This window comes from Amycolatopsis iheyensis, assembly GCF_024703995.1.
GTDB classification, from domain to species: Bacteria; Actinomycetota; Actinomycetes; order Mycobacteriales; family Pseudonocardiaceae; genus Amycolatopsis; species Amycolatopsis iheyensis.
This window is the reverse complement of the sequence record NZ_JAMXQV010000001.1, coordinates 448,403-467,756: the sequence shown is the minus strand read 5'-3', so window position 1 is coordinate 467,756 and position 19,354 is coordinate 448,403. Positions and strand designations below refer to the sequence as shown.

Below are 19,354 nucleotides of genomic sequence, written 5' to 3'. Positions count from 1 at the left end.
TCGGATCCGGACGCTGAACGCAGCCTGAAGCCGGCTTAAGAAGTCTTCAGCTCCGGGAGCCGGACGACGAACCGGCTGGCGCCCTCGAGCGCGGCCGTGCCGCCGTGGGCGCGTGCGATGTCCGCGACGATCGCCAGGCCCAGGCCCGATCCGCCGTCGTCGCGGGCACGGGCGTCGTCGAGGCGGACGAACCGGTCGAAGACGCGCTCGCGGTCCGCCTCGGGCACGCCGGGCCCGTCGTCGGTGACCGAGAGCACGACCCAGCCGTCCACAGCGGACACCTCGACGGCCACCCAGGACACCGCGTGCCGCCGGGCGTTGTCGACGAGGTTGCGGACGAGCCGTTCGAGCCGCGAGCGGTGGCCGCGCACCACGGGCGTCCCGCGCACCTCGACGTCGACGGCTCGCCCCGCCACGGCCGCGTCGACCACTTCGGACAGTGCGACGGGTTCGAGGCGGTCCGGCCCGGCGTGGTCGAGCTTGCCGAGCAGCACGAGGTCGGCGACGAGGTCCTGGAGCCGGGTGACGTCGAGCAGCGCGTTCTCGCACGAGTGCCGCCAGTCGAGGCGGTCGGGGTGGGCCAGCAGCACTTCGAGCTGCGTCCGCAGGGAGGCGAGCGGGGTGCGCAGCTCGTGCGACGCGTCGGAGGTGAACCGGCTCTGCCGCGTGACGGCCTCGTCGAGGCGCGCGAGCATGGTGTTCATCGTGCCGGCGAGGCGGGCGATCTCGTCGCCGGTGCGCGGGTCCGGGACGCGGCGGCTCAGGTCGTGCGCACCGATCTCGGCGACCTCGCCGCGGATGGCCTCGACCGGGCGCAGCGAGCGCCGGACGGCGAGCCACGCGATGACCCCGATGAGCAGCGCGACCGCCGGGACCCCGAAGGTGAGCACGGTGCGGACGGAGTCGACGGCGGCCTGGCCTTCGGTGTCGATCGCGGCGCCCGCGTAGACGTCGTACTTGCTGTCACCGCTGTTCGCGTGGACGACGTGCACGGTGACGTACTCGTCGACGTCCCGCAGCTCGGGAGCGCAGCCGACGGACGCCTGGTCGGCCCGGTCGATCTGGTACGGCGCGAGCGTGACATCCACGTCGTAGGCGGCGAGGGTGCCCTCGCGCAGGACCGGGCAGGACACGACGCTCTTGCCGGTGCGGTCCTTGACCTCGTAGATCGAGTCGCGCACGAGCAGCGTCAGGTCGGCGGGCTTCGCGCCGGTGTTCAGGAGCTGGACGATCGCGTCGGCGTGGGCGTCGGCGAGCTGCGTGGCGGCGCTCTCGAGCCGGCCCTGCGCCTGGAGGACGAACCACACGGAGACCGCACCGAGCGCCGCGGCCGAAGCGGCGAACGCCGTCACCGCGACGCGGAAGCGGGTGGTGCGCAGGAAGCTAGGCACCGGAGGTCGCCACGAGGTACCCGGCGCCGCGGACGGTCCGGATGGTTTCGGTGCCGAGCTTGCGCCGCAGCGCGCTGACGTGCACCTCGACCAGGTTGGCGGTCGCGGAGGCGGCGAAGTCCCAGAGGTTGTCGAGCAGCTCGGCCTTGGTGACGACCTGCCCCGGCCGTTGCATGAGGTAGGCGAGCAGAGCGAACTCCTTGCCGGTGAGGGCGATGTCGGCGGTCCCGCGCCGGCAGGTCCGGCCGGCCTGGTCGAGCTCGAGGTCCCCCAGTCTGAGGACCCCCGGCCGGGTGGCCCCGCCGCGGCGGATGAGGGCGCGCAGGCGGGAGAGCAGGACGCCGTAGGAGAAGGGCTTGGGGAGGAAGTCGTCGGCGCCGGTGTCGAGGGCCTCGATCTCGTCGTCCTCGCCGTCCTTGGCGGTGAGCATGAGGATGGGGGTGCTGTCGCCCTGGTCGCGCAGCCGCCGGCAGACGCGGTAGCCGTTGAGGCCGGGCAGCATGATGTCGAGGATGATCGCGGCGTAGGGGTGTTCGGAGGCGTGCCACAGCGCGTCCCGCCCGTTGTGCGCGACATCGACGGCGTAGCCCTCGGCACTGAGCCCGGCCCGCAGCGCTTCGGCCAGCCGCCGCTCATCCTCGACGAGCAAGATCCGCATCGCGTCACGATGCCACAGGCCCGGGAACGTAAGCGGCGACCCGCTCAACCAGCCTGGGGGTCACTGGGAGCGGGTCGCCACTTACTAGCTTAGAGGTGTCAGCCGGACTTTGCGCCACCGGGTCGGCAAGTCGAATGAATTCTTTACCGAGTTGATCTGCCACTGACAGCTCGCCCGGCCGAAATCCTCAGGTCAGCGCACTTTCGACACCACGCAGAGCCACGACGACCCGTAGCGGAAAGTGACGAAGGTCGCTCCCCGCGGGTTCGGCCGTTCCCTGCGCGCGGGCGGCGTCGGTAGGGCAGGATGACGCCGCATCAGCGGGAACGTTAGGGGACGGTATGCACGACGGCAGTGGCCGGATAGTGGTGCAGAACCTGAGCAAGCAGTTCGGCGCGGTGAACGCGGTGCAGAACCTCAGCTTCACGGTCGAACCGGGTTCGGTGACGGGCTTCCTGGGCCCGAACGGCGCCGGCAAGACGACGACGTTGCGCATGCTGCTCGGCTTGGTGACGCCCACGTCCGGCGCCGCGACGATCAACGGACGGCCGCACTCGCAGCTGGGGAACCCGGCGCGCGTGGTGGGCTCGGTGCTGGAGAACGAGGGGTTCCACCCGAGCCGCACGGCGCGCAACCACCTCCGGGTGTACGCGGCGGCCATCGGCGTCCCGGACCGGCGCGCCGACGAGGTGCTCGGCCTGGTGGGCCTGGGCAGCGCCGCGGACCGCAAGGCCGGCGGGTTCTCCCTCGGCATGCGGCAGCGGCTCGCGCTCGCGACGGCGTTGCTCGGTGACCCGCAGGTCCTGGTGCTCGACGAGCCGACGAACGGCCTCGACCCCGAGGGCATCCTGTGGCTGCGGAACTTCCTGCGTTCCTACGCGCGCGAGCAGCGGCGCACGGTGCTCGTGTCGAGCCACCTGCTGAACGAGGTCGAGCAGCTGATCGACCAGGTCGTCATCATCAGCCAGGGGATCACCCGGTACTACGGCCCGCTCGACCAGCTGCGCAAGAGCCAGCAGTCGCGCGTGCTGGTGCAGCCGGCGGACCCGGCCGCGCTCGTGAAGACGTTGCAGGAGAACGGCATCCAGCAGGTTTCGCCGACGCCGGACGGCCGGGTCGCGGTCGCCGGGTCGAGCGTCCAGCAGATCGGTGACCTGGCCGCGAAGGCCGGCATCGCGGTCTACGGCATGCAGGAGGACCACGCCGACCTGGAGCGGATGTTCTTCCAGCTGACGCAGGGCCAGTACACCGGCGGGCCGGGTTACCAGCCGCAGCCGCAGTACCAAGGTCCGCCACCGCCGGGGTACCCGCCGTCGGGGCCGCAGCAGCAACAGCAGCAGCACTGGGGAGGTCCGCAGCGGTGATGGGGAACCTGATCAAGGCGGAGTTCCGCAAGACGCTCTCGCTGAAGACCTGGTGGGTGCTGCTGATCCCGCTGGTGCTGGTGGCGTTCTGGCTGACCTTCGCGTGGGGCAGCCTCACGAACGACTTCGCGGACTTCCTCGGCGGCAAGGACGCCCGGCAGGTCAGCGACATGATCGGCCTCGACCCGAACAAGATCCCGGTGGGGCTGCTGGCGCTGGCGCACGGCGTGAACATCGCGCAGCTCGTGCCGGCGCTGTTCGGCGTCTTCGCGCTGGCCGGCGAGTACCGCAGCAAGACGATCACGACGACCTTCCTCACCGCGCCGAACCGGATTTCGGCGCTGACCGCGAAGATGCTCACCTACGCCGCGTGGGGTGCCATCTACGGCCTGGTCAGCTTCGGCGTCTCGGCGGTCGCGGTGATGACCTCGGTCGACTCGGGCCGCTGGCCCAGCACGGGGCAGTGGCTGGCCGCGCTCGGCGGGACGGTGCTGGCCGCGGTGCTCGTGACGTTGTTCGGCATCGGGTTCGGCGCGGTGCTGCGCAGCGTGCCGCTGGCCGTCGTGCTGCTGGTCGTGTGGTTCCTGATCCTGGAGAACGTCCTGGTGATCGCGTTCTGGGCCTGGGGCGATGTCCGCATCCTCGGCGGGATCCTGCCGAACGGCACCGCGAACGGGATCGTCGGCGGCATCGCGGCGGACGCCTTCGGGTTCAACTCGCTGGACCTGCCGAGCAGCGTGGACTCCGGCTCGCAGCTGGTGCTGCAGCTCACCGCGAGCGCGCCCGGCGTGCTTTCGTGGTGGGCTTCGGCGCTGATCTTCTTCGCGTGGACGATGGTGTTCTTCGGCCTCGGCTGGGCGGGCAACCAGCGTCGCGACATCACGTAGTCCGGCCCGTCCGAGAAGGCCATCCCGCAGCTCGGGGTGGCCTTTTCGGCGTTATGGGAAATAAATTGTCGGTGGCGGCGCTTAGTGTTGGAACGTGACCATCGCTCCGCCCCGCTCCCGTCAAGAGCTCCCACCCGCCGAGACCGTCGGCTGGGTCCGCCGGCTGTCCGCCGCGGCGTGGGAGCATCGCGCGCTCGTCGTGCTGTCGCTGCTCGCCGCCGTGCTCAGCGTCGGTGTGCAGGCCGCCAGCCCCCTGCTGGTGCGCTCGGCGGTCGACGACGCCGTGGCGGGGCAGACGGGCGCGCTGCCCGGCATCGCCGTCTTCCTGGTCGCCCTGCAGCTGGTGGCGTTCGGCACCGCGTTCATGCGCCGGTACTTCGGCGGGAAGCTGGCGCTCGACGTCCAGCACGACCTGCGCCAGCGCGTGTTCAACGCGGTTTCGCGGCTGGATGGTGGCAAGCAGGACGCGCTGCGCACCGGCCAGGTGGTCTCGCGCGCGATCTCCGACCTGCAGCTGGTCGTCGGGATCCTCATGCAGATCCCGCTGTCGTTCGGCTCGGTGATCTTCGCGGTGCTGTCGTTCGCGGCGATGCTGTGGATGTCGCCGGTGCTGACGCTGATCGCCCTGGTCGTCACCCCCGCGGTCGGCATCGTCATCGCCCGCAGCCGCAAGCGCCTCTTCCCGGCCACCTGGTCGGCGCAGCAGCGCGCGGCGGACGTCGCGCAGCAGGTCGAGGAGACCGTCACCGGTGTCCGCGTGGTCAAGGGCTTCGGCCAGGAGACGCGGGAGGTGTCGAAGCTCGAAGGGACAGCGCGCACGCTGTTCGCAGAGCGGCTTCGCGCGGCGAAGCTGGCCGCGGTGCCGACGGCGACCACGGCGGCGCTGCCCGCCGCCGGGCAGGTCGCGGTGCTCGGCATCGGCGGTGTCCTCGCGCTGAACGGCTCCATCACGCTCGGCACCTTCCTCGCCTTCGCGACCTACCTCGCGACGCTGATCGGCCCGGCCCGGATGCTGTCCGGCCTGGTCGTGCAGGCCCAGCTGACCCGCGCCGGCGCCGAGCGCGTGTACGAGCTGATCGACGCCCAGCCGGAGGTCGTCGACTCCCCCGACGCGCGGCTGCTGCCGAGCGGGCCGCTGGGCGTCGAGCTCGAAGACGTCCGGTTCGGCTACACCCGCAGCGAACCGGTGCTGTCCGGCCTTTCGGTCACCGCGAACCCGGGCGAGACGCTGGCGCTGGTCGGCACCGCGGGCTCGGGGAAGTCGACGATCTCGTTGCTGCTGCCCCGGTTCTACGACGTGCACGCGGGCTCGGTGCGCGTCGGCGGCCTCGACGTCCGGGACGTGCCGCTGCGGCAGCTGCGCCAGGCGATCGGCGTGGTGTTCGAAGAGGCGTTCCTGTTCTCCTCCTCGATCCGGGACAACATCGCGTACGGCCGTCCCGACGCGAGCGACGAGGAGATCTTCGCGGCGGCGCGCGCGGCGGAAGCGGACGAGTTCATCCGTGACCTGCCCGAGGGGTACGACACGCTGGTCGGCGAGCGCGGGCTCACGCTCTCGGGTGGTCAGCGGCAACGGCTCGGGCTGGCCAGGGCCCTGATCACCGACCCGCGGATCCTGATCCTGGACGACGCGACCTCGGCCATCGACACGGTCACCGAGGCGGCGATCCACGACACCCTGCGCTCGGTCACCGCGAGCCGCACGACCCTGCTGATCGCGCACCGGCGCTCGACCTTGGCGCTGGCCGACCGGATCGCGGTGCTCGACGAGGGCCGCGTCGTCGACGTGGGCACCGAGGCCGAGCTGATGGCGCGCTGCCCGCTGTTCCGCGAGCTGGTCGCCGGCCCGGGCGACGACGTCGAAGAAAAGCACCGCTGCGAGGGCCTCGACTGCGGCCCGGCCGGCGTCACACCGGCGCTGTGGCCGCGTGACGAGAGCCGCGACGAGGTCGACGACCTGGCCGACGCCGCCCGCCTGCGCAGCGGCAACGTCAACAGCAGCGGGTTCGTCGGCGGGGGCGGCGGCCTCGACGTGCCGCCGACGCCGGAGCTGATCGAGGGCGTCCGGAAGCTGCCAGCCGCCGACGACGAGCCGCGGCTGTCCGATGTGGACGTCACCGCGCCCGACCCGGAGTTCCGGCTGGCCCGGCTGCTGCGGCCGGTCCGCTGGCCGCTGGCGGTGGTCATCGGGCTGGTGGCGGCCGACGCGCTGGCGTCGATCGCGCTGCCGGGGCTCTACCAGTTCGGCGTCGACCACGGCGTCCGCGCGGGCGTGGAGTGGATGATCTGGCTGGCCGCCGGGATCGGCGCGGCGGTGATCGCGGCCGACTGGGCGGTGGTGTTCGCGCAGACGCGGCTGACCTCGCGGGTCGGTGAAACAGTCCTGTACGCGCTGCGCGTCCGCAGCTACGCGCACCTGCAGCGGCTCGGGCTCGACTACTACGAGCGGGAGCTGTCCGGAAAGATCATGACCCGGATGACCACGGACGTCGACGCGCTGTCGACGTTCCTGCAGACCGGCCTGGCCACCGCGGTGGTCAGCGCGCTGACGCTGGCGGGCATCACGGTGGCGCTGCTGGTCACCGACGCGGGGCTGGCGCTGTACGCGCTGGCGATGGTGCCGGTGCTGGCGGTCGCGACGGTGATCTTCCGGCGGGCGGCGTCGAAGGCGTACAACGAGGCCCGCGAGCGGGTCAGCCTGGTCAACGCGGACATGCAGGAGAACATGAGCGGTCTGCGCGTCGCCCAGGCGTACACGCGTGAAGACCGCTCGGCGGCGGCGTTCGCCTCACGCAGTGACGACTACCGCCGCTCGCGGCTGCGGGCGCAGCGGTACGTCGCGACGTACTTCCCGCTGGTCGCGCTGATGTCCGACCTGGCGACCACGACGGTGCTGGTGGCGGGCGCGAACCGCGTCTCGGCGGGCACGCTTTCGGCCGGTGTGCTGCTCGCGTTCCTGCTGTACCTGCAGCAGTTCTTCTCGCCGATCCAGCAGCTGTCGGCGGTGTTCGACGGCTACCAGCAGGCGCGCGTCGGCCTGAACCGGATCGGCGACCTGCTGCGCACCCCGACGTCGGTGCCGGCGGCGGAAAACGCCGTGGCGGTGCCGGCGCGGCTGCGCGGCGAAGTCTCCTTCAAGGAGGTCGAGTTCTCCTACACCGGCGCGGAGGCGAAGGCGCTGGCGGAGTTCTCGCTGGACGTCGAGGCGGGCGAGACGGTCGCGCTGGTCGGCGCGACGGGCGCGGGCAAGTCGACGGCGGTGAAGCTGGTGGCGCGCTACTACGACGTCACGGGCGGCGAGGTCCGGATCGACGGCACGGACGTCCGCGAGTACGAGCTGGCCGGGCTGCGGCGCCGGATGGGCGTGGTGCCGCAGGAGGCGCACCTGTTCTCGGGCACGGTGGCCGACAACGTCCGCTACGGCCGCCCGGCGGCGTCCGACGCGGAGGTGGAGGCGGCGGTCCGGGCGGTGGGCGCGTTCGACGGCGTCGCGGCCCTGCCGGCAGGCTTCCTGCAGCCGGTGGGCGAACGCGGCCGGTCGCTGTCGGCCGGTCAGCGCCAGCTGGTGGCGCTGGCCCGCGCGGAGCTGGTGGACCCGGACATCCTGCTGCTCGACGAGGCAACCGCCGCCCTCGATCCCTCCACCGAAGCGGCCGTCCTGCGCGCGACGGAGACGGTCTCCCGCCGCCGCACGACATTCGTGGTGGCCCACCGCCTCGCGACCGCGGCCCGCGCGGACCGAATAGTGGTCCTGGACCACGGCGGCATCGTGGAAACCGGAACCCACGAAGAGCTAGTGGCCGCCAACGGCCACTACGCCCGCCTCTGGGCCCTGGGCTGACCGTGCTTGAAGGGTCGACACGCGTGATCAGGAGGTCGACACGCGTGTTTGAGAGGTCGACACGCCGGCCCGGCCCGGCTCCGCCGTGTCGACCCTCCAATCACGCGAGTTGACCCTCCAATCACGTGTGATGCCTCTCTGATCACGGGTGATGCCCTCTTGCGCACGAAAGTTCGTGGCCGGGCGGCTGGGGCGCTGGGAGCATGGCGGGCATGTTCGAAGAGAAGCGGGTGCCCGACCGGCAGGTGCGTGCCGCGCAGACCGAGACGACCGTCCGGGTCTACCAGGCCTGCTCTCCCGCGGTCGCCGACGCCGCGCTCGACAAACAGACCTTCGCCGACCTCGACGGCACCGTCTGGCTCGACCCGTCCTTCCGCCTGGCCGCCTACCACAGCGGCAACGGGAGCAAGCCCGGCCACGAGCGCGTCCTGGCCGTCGACCTCACCCGCGACGGCTTCGAGTGGGCCTTCTCGCACGAGGGCCCGGTCCTCATCCAGTGGGACGCCGAGCGAGACCTCGACCACACGGCGCTGAACTTCCAGGCCGTCCGCCTCGGCCTCACCGGCGAAGCCCTCGACCGCTACGCCGGCGGGTGGATCACCGCCATCACCGACGTCACCCCGGTCATCCGGGACATCGCCGGTCTCCTGGCCACCGACCAGCTGCACAAGGCGGTCAAGCTCGTCCCCCATGAGCCGCCGTACCCGCTCGGCTAGGGCAGCGCCCGCCACTTCAGCGAGCCCAGCCCCGCCGCCTCGACGTCGGACCGCGAGGCCCACCGGAACGTCCCCGGCCGCACGTGGACGCCGGCGCCGACGAGCCAATCCGGCTCGTCGGGCTCGACCCACTCCATCTCCTCGAAGTCGGCCAGGGTGGGCCACACGGCCGCGCACGAGTCGCACCTCAGGACGACCGTGCCGGACTCCGTCACCAGCGGCCGCACCAGGCCCTGGTCCCAGAACGAAGGACATTCGACCAGCCACATCCACCCAGGAGAACCCGCCGCGGTGAACGCCCGACGGCAACCCCGGGAACCCCCGAAAAAGAGCCCGCGAACCCTGTACCGGGTCCAGTGCTTAAGGTTCCCTTAGCACATCTTGATCGAGTCAGTGACCGATCCCCTAGTGCGCCACGCCTCACACAGGCCGGTTCCATCACATCGCGGTCACCGAGGGGGTTAGCCTGGTAGGCGCATCAGCGGATTCATGATCGAGATCGAGACGGATAGAGGCGAGCCCCAGCCGTGTCCAGCAGCAGCCCTGCGTCACAGTTCGGCCCCAACGAGTGGCTGGTCGAAGAGATGTACGACCAGTTCCTCGCCGACCCTTCTTCAGTCGATGCCGCATGGCACGACTTCTTCGCGGACTTCAAGCCGACGCAGAGCGCCCAGGCCAAGGCGGACACCGCCCGGCAGCAGGCCGACGCCAAGCCCGCCACCAACGGCCAGGCCTCGCAGCCGTCGCCGAAGGCGGTGCAGAACGCCGAGTCGGCGGCCAAGCAGGCGGCGACCAAGCCCGCCCCCGCGAAGCCGGCGCCGGCCAAGGCGGCTCCCGCGAAGCCGGCCGCCAAGGCCGAGCCGAAGGCCGAAGCGAAGAAGGACGAGCCGGAGTCGAAGCAGCTGCGCGGCGCCGCGGCGGCCATCGCGAAGAACATGGACGCCTCGCTGAGCGTCCCGACCGCCACCAGCGTGCGCGCGGTCCCGGCGAAGCTGATGGCCGACAACCGCATCGTCATCAACAACCACCTCAAGCGCACCCGCGGCGGCAAGATCTCCTTCACGCACCTCATCGGCTACGCCATGGTGCGGGCGCTGAAGAACTACCCGAACATGAACCGGCACTACCAGCTGATCGACGGCAAGCCGTTCGCGATCACGCCGGAGCACGTGAACTTCGGGCTCGCGATCGACATGAAGGGCAAGGACAACTCCCGCACGCTCGTCGTGGCCTCGATCAAGGGCTGCGAGGACATGACGTTCCTGCAGTTCTGGCAGGCGTACGAGGACATCGTCAAGAAGGCCCGCAACAACAAGCTCACCGCGGACGACTTCTCCGGCACCACGATCTCGCTGACCAACCCGGGCGGCATCGGCACCAACCACTCGGTGCCGCGCCTGCAGGCCGGCCAGGGCGCCATCATCGGCGTCGGCGCCATGCAGTACCCGGCGGCGTTCGAGGGCACCAGCGAGAAGACGCTGGTCGACCTCGGCATCAGCAAGATCATGACGCTGACCTCGACGTATGACCACCGCATCATCCAGGGCGCGGAGTCCGGCGAGTTCCTCAAGCGCATCCACCAGCTGTTGCTCGGCGAAGACGGCTTCTACGACGACGTCTTCACCAGCCTGCGCCTGCCGTACGAGCCGATCCGCTGGGTCGCCGACATCCCCGAGGGCCCGGTCGACAAGACCGCCCGCGTGATCGAGCTCATCGACGCGTTCCGGATGCGCGGTCACCTGATGGCCGACACCGACCCGCTGAACTACCGCCAGCGCAGCCACGCCGACCTGGACGTCCTGTCCCACGGCCTGACGCTCTGGGACCTCGACCGCGAGTTCCCGGTCGGCGGCTTCGCCGGCCAGGAGCGGATGAAGCTGCGCGACATCCTCGGCGTGCTGCGCAACTCGTACTGCCGCACGGTCGGCATCGAGTACACGCACATCCTCGACCCCGAGGAGCGCCGCTGGATCCAGGAGCGCGTCGAGATCCCGCACGAGAAGCCGGACCCCGCGGTCCAGAAGTACGTGCTCTCGAAGCTGAACGCCGCCGAGGCGTTCGAGACGTTCCTGCAGACCAAGTACGTCGGCCAGAAGCGCTTCTCGCTCGAGGGCGGCGAGACCGCGATCCCGCTGCTCGACACCCTGCTGGACAAGGCCGCCGAGCACGAGCTCGACGAGGTCGTCATCGGCATGCCGCACCGCGGCCGGCTGAACGTCCTGGCCAACATCGTCGGCAAGCCGATCAGCCAGATCTTCCAGGAGTTCGAGGGCAACCTCGACCCGGGCCAGGCACACGGCTCCGGTGACGTGAAGTACCACCTCGGCGCCGAGGGCAAGTACTTCCGCATGTTCGGCGACGGCGAGACGAAGGTGTCGCTGACCGCGAACCCGTCGCACCTGGAGACCGTGGACCCGGTGCTCGAGGGCATCGTCCGCGCGAAGCAGGACCTCCTGGACAAGGGCGGCGAGGGCTACACCGTGCTGCCGGTCCTGATGCACGGCGACGCGGCCTTCGCGGGCCAGGGCGTCGTCGCCGAGACGCTGAACCTGTCGCTGCTGCGCGGGTACCGCACCGGCGGCACCGTGCACGTGATCGTCAACAACCAGGTCGGCTTCACCACCGCGCCGGAGCACTCGCGCTCCTCGCAGTACGCCACCGACGTCGCGAAGATGATCGGCTCGCCGATCTTCCACGTGAACGGCGACGACCCCGAAGCCGCGCACTGGGTGGCCAAGCTGGCCGTCGAGTACCGGCAGGCGTTCCACAAGGACGTCGTCATCGACCTGATCTGCTACCGCCGCCGCGGCCACAACGAGGGTGACGACCCCTCGATGACGCAGCCGGCGATGTACGACATCATCGACACGAAGCGCTCGACGAGGAAGACCTACACCGAGTCGCTGATCGGCCGCGGGGACATCTCCGTCGAAGAGGCCGAAGCCGCGTTGCGCGACTTCTCGAGCCAGCTGGAGCACGTCTTCAACGAGGTCCGGGAGCTGGAGAAGCACCCGGCGAAGGCGAGCCCCTCGGTCGAGGAGGAGCAGCAGGTCCCGGCCAAGGTCGCGACGGCGATCACGAGCGAGACGCTGGAGCACATCGGCGACGCGTTCGTGAACGTGCCGGAGGGCTTCACGCCGCACCCGCGCGTCAAGCCGGTCATGGAGCGCCGTCACAAGATGTCCCGCGAGGGCGACATCGACTGGGCGTTCGGCGAGCTGCTCGCGTTCGGGTCGCTGGCGATCGAGGGCCGCCTGGTGCGGCTGTCCGGCCAGGACTCCCGGCGCGGCACGTTCACCCAGCGGCACTCGGTGTTCATCGACCGCAAGACCGGCCAGGAGTACTCGCCGCTGCAGAACCTGGCCGAGGGCCAGGGCCGCGTGATGATCTACGACTCGGCGCTGTCGGAGTACGCGGCCGTCGGCTTCGAGTACGGCTACTCGGTGGCCAACCCCGAGTCGCTGGTCATGTGGGAAGCGCAGTTCGGTGACTTCGTCAACGGCGCGCAGACCGTCATCGACGAGTACATCTCCTCGGGCGAGGCCAAGTGGGGCCAGCGCTCGGACGTCGTGCTGCTGCTGCCGCACGGCCACGAGGGCCAGGGCCCGGACCACACGTCCGGCCGCATCGAGCGGTTCCTCTCGCTGTGCGCGGAGGGCTCGATGACGGTGGCGGTGCCGTCGACCCCGGCGAACTACTTCCACCTGCTGCGCCGGCACGCCCTCGACGGCATCCAGCGCCCGCTGGTCGTCTTCACGCCGAAGTCGATGCTGCGCAACAAGGCCGCGACGTCCCCGACGGACGACTTCACCGGCCAGAGCCGGTTCATGTCGGTCATCGACGACGTCACGCCGGACCCGTCGAAGATCCGCAAGGTGCTGCTGACCTCCGGGAAGCTGTACTGGGAGCTGGTGGCGGAGCGGACCAAGCGCGAGGCGCACGACGTCGCGATCGTGCGGATCGAGCAGTACTACCCGCTGCCGAAGAAGAAGCTGGCGGCGGCGCTCGAGCGCTACACGAACGCGGCCGAGGTCGCGTGGGTCCAGGAGGAGCCGGAAAACCAGGGCGCGTGGCCGTTCTTCGGCCTGAACCTGCCCCGGAAGTTCCCGGAGCTGCTCTCGGGCCTGCAGGTCGTGTCGCGCCGTCCGATGGCGGCGCCGTCGGCCGGCTCGTCGAAGGTGCACGAGGTGGAGCAGAAGGCGCTGATCTCGAAGGCGTTCGACTGATCGCTTGACCACGAAGGCCCCCGCGCTGCCGGCGTGGGGGCCTTCGTCGTTCTCACCGCAGGGACGCCGAAGCCGCCTCCGCGAGGCTGCGCGCGGTCCGGCGGCACTGGTCGGGCACGTCCAGGGTGACGAGCACGGTCACGTCGACGTTGCCCTGGTAGAAGTGCACACCGCAGCGCGGAGCGGCGAGCTCGACGTCGGCCGCTTTCGTCGCCCGCCCCAGCCCGGTGGTGATCGGCTTGCCGCCCACCGCGACAGCCCGGTCGTAAGCCGCGGCGGCGTACCGGGTGCCCGCGCCCGGCTCGTCCGACTTCGCCAGGTCCATCGTCACTTCCGCGGCCGGCGCCCAGGCACAGCTCACGCGGACGAGTTCGAGCTCGTCGTCCGAGGCGGTGCCGGGGGTCGGTGGGCCGTCGCGCACGAGCGGCGGCGGGTCGGGCACGTGGCCGCCGACTTCGGCGCAGCCCGGCAGCGCCGTGTACCGGTCCGGCTCACCCGACACGAGTTCGTCGTCCTTGGCCGTCAGCAGGAAGACCGCGCCGATCCCCAGCCCGGCCAGCACGAGGATCCCGACGGCCACGAGCACCACGAGCAGCACCGTCTTCCCGGACCTCGGCGGCGGGTAGCCGGGGTAGTCGGGAAACGGATACTGCGGTCCTTGCTGCACGAATCGGACACTAGGCCATCTCCGGGGGCAAGGCACCCGAAACCGATTGCCGACCGGCGCCGGTTCGCGGCAAGGTGTCGACCATGCTGATCCGCCGCGAAACCCCCGCCGACCGGAAGGCCATCCACACGATCCACAGCGAAGCCTTCCGGCGCGAACCCGGCGTCACCCCGGTCGAGGCGCCGCTGGTGGACGAGCTGCGCGCCGACGGCGACCTCGTCGACGCGCTGTCGCTGGTGGCGGTCCGCGGCGGCGAGCTGGTCGGGCACGTCTGCTGCAGCCGGGCCCGCGTCGGCGAAGACACATCGGCCGCGACCGGCCTGGGTCCGCTCGGCGTGCTGCCCGCGCAGCAGGCGACGGGCGTCGGCTCGGCGCTGGTGCACGCGGTGCTCGGCGCGGCGGACGCGCTGGGCTTCGGCGTCGTCGTCCTGCTCGGCAACCCGGCGTACTACTCGCGGTTCGGCTTCGTCACGGCGTCGACGCTCTCGATCGCGGCGCCGGACCCCGCCTGGGGCGAGCACTTCCAGGCGCGCACGCTCACCGGCTACAAACCCACGCAGGCGGGCGCGTTCGAGTACGCGCCGGCGTTCTCCCGGATCTGAGGAGCCTCGTTTGTATACACCGCATACGTCCGTCGGCGTCCGCATCAACCGCGAGCAGCACCCGTCCCGCCTGGTCGAGCTGGCGAGGCAGGCCGAGGCCGCGGGCCTCGACGAGGTCTGGCTGGTCGAGGACTGTTTCTGGGCGGCCGGGATCGCGACGGTCGCGACGGCGCTGGCGGTGACGTCGACGATCAAGGTGGGCATCGGCGTGCTGCCGGCGGTGGCCCGCAACCCGGCGATCGCGGCGATGGAGCTGTCGGCACTGGCGGAGCTGCACCCGGGCCGCCTGATCGGCGGCTTCGGCCACGGCGTGCCGTCGTGGATGCGCCAGATCGGCGCGTACCCGGCGTCCCCGCTGGCGGCGCTGGAGGAGACGCTGGTGGCGGTCCGCCGTCTGCTGGCGGGTGATCGCGTGTCGGTGGCGGGCCGGCACGTCGACCTGGACGAGGTGGAGCTGGTGTTCCCGCCGGCGTCGGTGCCCCCGCTCCTGGCGGGCGTCCGCCGCCCGAAGTCCCTGGCGGTGGCGGGCGCGTCGGCGGACGGCACGATCCTGGCTGAGCCGTCACCGCCGGAGTACGTCCGGACGGCTTTGGCGGGCATCGCGCCGGGTCGCGCGGTGGAGGGCGCGCCACCGCACCACGCGGTGGTGACGTACAACTGGCTGGCGCTGGGTGACGTCGAGCGGGCACGGTTGACGGTGGCGGAGTCGCTGACTCCGGGGGCGCGCGTGCAGGTGGCGGATCTGCCATTCGCTTCGGAGCTGCTGGCACTGGTGGATTCGGCGTCCACTGTGGACGAACTGGCGGCGGGGCTGCGTCCCGAGTGGATCTCGCGGCTGGCGATCTGCGGGGAGCTGGCCGAGTGCGTGGCTTCGGTGCGGGCACTGCACGAGGCCGGGAGCGGGTCGGTGGTGCTGCTGCCGTTGCCGGAGGAGCCGCCGGAGCGGGGCATCGAGGACGCCGCCCGCGTGGCGGCGGCCCTGCGCGGCTAAAAGGAGTGTGTGCGGGCCCGGCCGCGTGTCAGGATCGGCTCATGCCGGTCGACCCGCACCTTCTCCTCGCCTTCGTTCTCACCACGATCGTCGCGATGGTCACTCCGGGGCCCGACATGCTTTTCATCCTCGGCTGCGGCATGCGTGGCGGCCCGAAGGCCGGGCTGCTCGCCACCGCCGGGGTCGCCACCAGTGAAGCCATCCACGTCGCCGTCGCCGCCGCTGGGCTGGCCGCCCTCTTCGCCGCCGTGCCGGTCGCCTTCACCGTTGTCCGCATCGCCGGCGCCGGGTATCTCATCTACCTCGGCGTGCAAGCCATCCGGAACCGCAAGCCGCTCGTCGAACGGCGCAGTGACCGTGCCTACCTCAGTGGCCTGCTCACCAACCTGCTCAACCCCAAGATGGTCACCTTCACCATCGCCTTCCTCCCGCAGTTCATCGACCCCGCGCGCGGGCACGTCTGGCTGCAGTTCGCGATCCTCGGCGCCATCATGATCGTCTTCGAGTTCCTCGTCGACGGCGCCGTCGGGGTCCTCGCCGGGCGCGTCGGCGGGTGGGTGCGGCGCAAGCGGAACCAGCGCCGGATCGAGATCGCCACCGGCGGCGTCTTCATCGGCCTCGGCGTGAAGCTCGCCCTCGACTAGCTGCGGGCCAGGAAGTCCTCGGCGATGTCCAGCGGGTTGCGCTTCTTCTCGGTGAACTCGACGTTCAGCTGCGTCAGCCGCTCGGTGGTCAGCGCCGCCGAAACCCGGTTCAGCGCCGCCGCTTCAGCCGGCGACAGCGTCCCGCGCGCCACCAGCGGCACGATGTTCTGCGCCGGGAACATGTTCTTGTCGTCCACCAACGGCACGAACCCGTTCGCGGCGATCGTCGACGACGTGCTGAACAAGTCCGCCACCTGGACGTCACCCGACTTCAGCGCCGCCACCGTCACCGGGCCGCCTGTGTCCGTCGTGCGGATCTCCTTGAACTCGCAGCCGTAGAGCTTCTTGATCTGGTCCTTCCAGCGGCTGCTCCACTGGCCCGGCCCGCCGAACACCAGCTCGCCGCAACGCTTTCCCAGGTCCGAGAACGTCTTGACACCCGAGGCGGCCAGCTGCGGCCCGACCACCAGCAGGTCCTTGTCCTCCGCCGGCGCCTGGTCCAGCACCTCGAACCCGGCCGGGACCTTCTGCCGAAGCTGCGCGTAGACGTCCTGCGACGTCGTCGCGGACGTCTCCTTGTCGAAGTACCGCAACAGGTTCCCGCTGTAGTCCGGCACCACCGACAGCGACTTGTCCTGCAGGGCCTTGACGACGACCTCGCGGCTGCCGACCGGCGGCCGGACGGTCACGTTCGACGCACCGGCGTTGCGCAGCGCGCCGGCGTAGATCTGGGCCAGCAGCAGGCTTTCCCCGACGTCGGACGCGCCGATGATGATGTCGCCGTTCGACCCGCCCTCGCCGCCGCCCGCCAGCGGGTTGCCGCAGCCCGCGGCCAAGAGCAGCACAGCGGCCGCCAGAAAACGCTTCACGCCGTCACCTTCTTCACGGCCGCCGCGAGCCGGACGCCCCGGGGCACCAGCGCGCGGTTCAGCAGCGCGAACAGAACGTCGAGCACGATGGCGAGCAACGTCGTCAGCAACGCGCCCGCGATCACTTCGGAATAGTCCAAAATGGCCAGTCCGTCGAGCAGGAACCGGCCCAGGCCACCGAGTCCGACGTACGCGGCCACCGCGGCGGTCGCCACGAGCTGCAGCACGGCGTTGCGGATGCCACCCAGCACGAGCGGCAGCGAGATCGGCACCTCGACCTTCCAGAGCCGCTGCCAGCCGGTCATCCCGATGCCCTGCGCGGCGTCGACGACACCGTGGTCGGTCGCCTGCAGCCCGGCGTAGGTGCCGGCCAGGACCGGCGGCACCGCCAGCACCACGAGACCGATGATCGTCGAGGTGACGCTTTCGGTGAAGAGTAGGAACAGGAACGTCACGAGCCCGAGCGTCGGCAGCGCGCGGATCACGTTGCCCGCCCCGACCAGCACGACACCGCCGCGGCCGGTGTGACCGACGAACAGTCCCAGCGGGACCGCGATGACAAGAGCGATCACCAGCGACAACGCGACGTAGCCGAGGTGCTCCAGCAGCCGCTGCGGGATGCCGTCGGGCCCGGACCAGTGCGCCGGGTCGCCGAACCAGTGGAAGAGGTCGGTGATCATGCGGCGCTCACCCGTTCCCACGGCGTCAGGAGGTTCCGGATCCCGACCAGGATCAGGTCGACGACCAAGGCCAGCACCAGGGTCAGGACGATGCCGACGACGATCGGCGAGAAGTATTCGCGTTGGAAGCCGTCGGTGAACAGCACGCCGAGGCCGCCGGTGCCGATCAGCGCGCCGACGCTGACCAGGCTGATGTTGCTGACCGACGCCACCCGCACGCCGGCCGCGAGCACCGGCACGGAAAGCGGCAGCTCGACGGCGAAGAACCGCCGCACCGGCTTGTACCCGACCGCGGTCGCGGCGGCGATCACCGGCGGCGCCACCGCGTCCAGCGCGTCGAGCACCGGGCGGACCAGCAGCGCCGTGGTGTAGATCGTCAGCGCGACGACGACGTTGACGCTGTCCAGGATCTTCGACCCGATCAGGCCCGGGATGACGACGAACAACGCGAGCGACGGGATCGTGTAGAGCAGGTTGGCCAGCACCATCAGCACCTGCCGGGCGGGCGGCCAGCGGTGCCCGAGCCAGCCGGCCGCGACCGCGAGCACGATGCCCAGCACCAGCGGGAGCAGCGCCAGGTAGACGTGGTCACCCAGGTCGCCGAGGATTTCGGCACGCGTGTTCCCGCTGCTCAGGTACTGCCCGAGCTCGTCGAAGAAGCTCATGACGCCTGCGGGGTCGCCTCGATCACGTCCAGCACTTGCCTCGCGACCACCCCGCCGAGCACGCGGTGCTCTTCGTCGACGACCACGCCGAGGCTGGCCGGCGAAGACAGCGCGGCATCGAGCGCGCCGCGGATCGGCGTGCCGTGGATCCACAGCGAACCGCCGGCGACGAGGTCGTCTTCGGACAGTGCGCCGTCCACAGTGGAGTTCGGGGGCAGCCAGCCGCGGGGCTGCTTGTCCGCGTTGACCGCGAGCCGCCAGCCGTCGGTCGCGGAGACCGTGGCGCCGATCTCGACCAGCGCCAGCTCCTTCACCTCGACGCCGTCCGCGGAGAGGAAGGACAGGCCGCGGTAGCCGCGGTCGCGGCCGACGAACGACGCGACGAAGTCGTCGACCGGGTGGCGCAGCACGTCGGCGGGGGTGCCGTACTGGGCGAGCTTGCCGCCGACGCGCATCACCGCGACCTTGTCGCCGAGCCGGACGGCCTCGTCGATGTCGTGGGTGACGAACACGATCGTCTTGCCCAGCTGCGACTGCAGCCGCAGCAGCTCGTTCTGCAGGTCCTCGCGCACGATCGGGTCGACGGCGGAGAACGGCTCGTCCATCAGCAGCACCGGCGAGTCGGCGGCCAGCGCGCGGGCGACGCCGACGCGCTGCTGCTGGCCGCCCGAGAGCTGCGCCGGGTACCGCTTGCCGAGCTCGGCCGGCAGGCCGATGGTCTCCAGCAGCTCGGCCGCCCGCTTGCGCGCCTTCGCCTTGTCCCAGCCCGAGAGCAGGGGCACGGTGGCGATGTTGTCGAGCACTGTCCTGTGTGGAAAGAGACCGGCGTGCTGGATGACGTAGCCGATGCCGCGGCGCAGCAGCGCCGGGTCGCCCTCGGCGACGTCCTTGCCGTCGAGCAGCACCTGGCCGCCGGTCGGCTCGACCATCCGGTTGATCATCCGCAGCGACGTCGTCTTCCCGCAGCCGGACGGGCCGACGAACACGGTGATCGTGCCGTCTTCGACCGTCATGTTCAGCTTGTCGACGGCGACCGTCCCATCCGGATACTGCTTGGTCACGTCGCGGAATTCGATGGTCACTGCCCACTCCCCATGTCCGGTGCAACCGACCGTAGCCCAGTCGGCAGCCGTTGGCACGGTGTTCCGAACGG

16 protein-coding genes are annotated in these 19,354 nt (G+C 70.9%); 8 read left to right on the top strand and 8 right to left on the bottom strand.

Features of this window, described 5'->3' with window-relative positions:
• Positions 1-35: 35 nt before the first annotated feature.
• Together M8542_RS02330 and M8542_RS02325 are read right to left on the bottom strand one after the other, a co-directional pair.
• Positions 36-1,391, bottom strand: a complete 1,356-nt coding sequence (locus tag M8542_RS02330) for a sensor histidine kinase (RefSeq protein ID WP_257918272.1) — start codon at positions 1,389-1,391, stop codon at positions 36-38.
• A complete protein-coding gene (locus M8542_RS02325) occupies positions 1,384-2,049 on the bottom strand; it encodes a response regulator transcription factor (protein ID WP_257918271.1) in 666 nt (221 codons plus the stop codon). The genes M8542_RS02330 and M8542_RS02325 overlap by 8 nt, the downstream gene beginning before the upstream one ends.
• Positions 2,050-2,390: 341 nt before the next feature.
• Here M8542_RS02325 and M8542_RS02320 point away from each other — a divergent pair, with 341 nt between their 5' ends.
• From M8542_RS02320 to M8542_RS02305, 4 genes are all read left to right on the top strand, one after another.
• Positions 2,391-3,413 carry an ABC transporter ATP-binding protein gene (locus M8542_RS02320; protein ID WP_257918270.1) on the top strand — a complete coding sequence of 341 codons (1,023 nt, stop codon included), beginning with the start codon at positions 2,391-2,393 and terminating at the stop codon, positions 3,411-3,413.
• The gene (locus M8542_RS02315) at positions 3,413-4,300 is read left to right on the top strand and encodes an ABC transporter permease subunit (protein WP_257918269.1); all 888 of its coding nucleotides are present in this window, start codon (positions 3,413-3,415) and stop codon (positions 4,298-4,300) included. Before M8542_RS02320 ends, M8542_RS02315 begins: the two co-directional genes overlap by 1 nt.
• Positions 4,301-4,394: 94 nt before the next feature.
• Complete coding sequence (locus M8542_RS02310) at positions 4,395-8,141, top strand: ABC transporter ATP-binding protein (protein ID WP_257918268.1); 3,747 nt, start codon at positions 4,395-4,397, stop codon at positions 8,139-8,141.
• Positions 8,142-8,353: 212 nt separating this feature from the next.
• Positions 8,354-8,857 (top strand): DUF4291 family protein, encoded by a 504-nt coding sequence (locus M8542_RS02305; RefSeq protein ID WP_257918267.1) that lies wholly within the window; start codon positions 8,354-8,356, stop codon positions 8,855-8,857.
• Here M8542_RS02305 and M8542_RS02300 read toward each other — a convergent pair.
• Entirely contained in the window at positions 8,854-9,126 is a 273-nt protein-coding gene (locus M8542_RS02300; RefSeq protein ID WP_257918266.1) for a hypothetical protein, read from the bottom strand. The two genes, M8542_RS02305 and M8542_RS02300, sit on opposite strands and share 4 nt — an antisense overlap.
• Positions 9,127-9,384: 258 nt before the next feature.
• On the opposite strand from M8542_RS02300, the gene M8542_RS02295 reads away from it, so the two are divergent.
• Entirely contained in the window at positions 9,385-13,083 is a 3,699-nt protein-coding gene (locus tag M8542_RS02295; RefSeq protein ID WP_257918265.1) for a multifunctional oxoglutarate decarboxylase/oxoglutarate dehydrogenase thiamine pyrophosphate-binding subunit/dihydrolipoyllysine-residue succinyltransferase subunit, read from the top strand.
• Between the two features lie 52 nt (positions 13,084-13,135).
• Here the strand turns inward: M8542_RS02295 and M8542_RS02290 are convergent, their stop codons facing one another.
• The gene (locus tag M8542_RS02290; protein ID WP_257918264.1) at positions 13,136-13,750 is read right to left on the bottom strand and encodes a hypothetical protein; all 615 of its coding nucleotides are present in this window, start codon (positions 13,748-13,750) and stop codon (positions 13,136-13,138) included.
• An 83-nt stretch (positions 13,751-13,833) separates the two neighbouring features.
• On the opposite strand from M8542_RS02290, the gene M8542_RS02285 reads away from it, so the two are divergent.
• Genes M8542_RS02285 through M8542_RS02275 form a run of 3 tightly spaced genes read left to right on the top strand, consistent with a single transcriptional unit; the run spans position 13,834 to position 15,987 of the window.
• A complete protein-coding gene (locus M8542_RS02285; RefSeq protein WP_257918263.1) occupies positions 13,834-14,352 on the top strand; it encodes a GNAT family N-acetyltransferase in 519 nt (172 codons plus the stop codon).
• A 10-nt stretch (positions 14,353-14,362) separates the two neighbouring features.
• A complete protein-coding gene (locus M8542_RS02280) occupies positions 14,363-15,343 on the top strand; it encodes an LLM class flavin-dependent oxidoreductase (protein ID WP_257918262.1) in 981 nt (326 codons plus the stop codon).
• A gap of 41 nt (positions 15,344-15,384) precedes the next feature.
• Complete coding sequence (locus tag M8542_RS02275) at positions 15,385-15,987, top strand: LysE family translocator (RefSeq protein ID WP_257918261.1); 603 nt, start codon at positions 15,385-15,387, stop codon at positions 15,985-15,987.
• Here the strand turns inward: M8542_RS02275 and M8542_RS02270 are convergent.
• Genes M8542_RS02270 through M8542_RS02255 form a run of 4 tightly spaced genes read right to left on the bottom strand, consistent with a single transcriptional unit; the run spans position 15,984 to position 19,283 of the window.
• Entirely contained in the window at positions 15,984-16,856 is an 873-nt protein-coding gene (locus M8542_RS02270) for an ABC transporter substrate-binding protein (protein WP_257918260.1), read from the bottom strand. The genes M8542_RS02275 and M8542_RS02270 overlap by 4 nt on opposite strands.
• On the bottom strand, positions 16,853-17,536 hold the full coding sequence (locus tag M8542_RS02265) for an ABC transporter permease (RefSeq protein WP_257918259.1): 684 nt from the start codon (positions 17,534-17,536) through the stop codon (positions 16,853-16,855). The genes M8542_RS02270 and M8542_RS02265 overlap by 4 nt, the downstream gene beginning before the upstream one ends.
• Positions 17,533-18,201, bottom strand: a complete 669-nt coding sequence (locus tag M8542_RS02260) for an ABC transporter permease (RefSeq protein WP_257918258.1) — start codon at positions 18,199-18,201, stop codon at positions 17,533-17,535. Before M8542_RS02260 ends, M8542_RS02265 begins: the two co-directional genes overlap by 4 nt.
• The gene (locus M8542_RS02255) at positions 18,198-19,283 is read right to left on the bottom strand and encodes an ABC transporter ATP-binding protein (protein ID WP_257918257.1); all 1,086 of its coding nucleotides are present in this window, start codon (positions 19,281-19,283) and stop codon (positions 18,198-18,200) included. The genes M8542_RS02260 and M8542_RS02255 overlap by 4 nt, the downstream gene beginning before the upstream one ends.
• Positions 19,284-19,354: the final 71 nt, after the last annotated feature.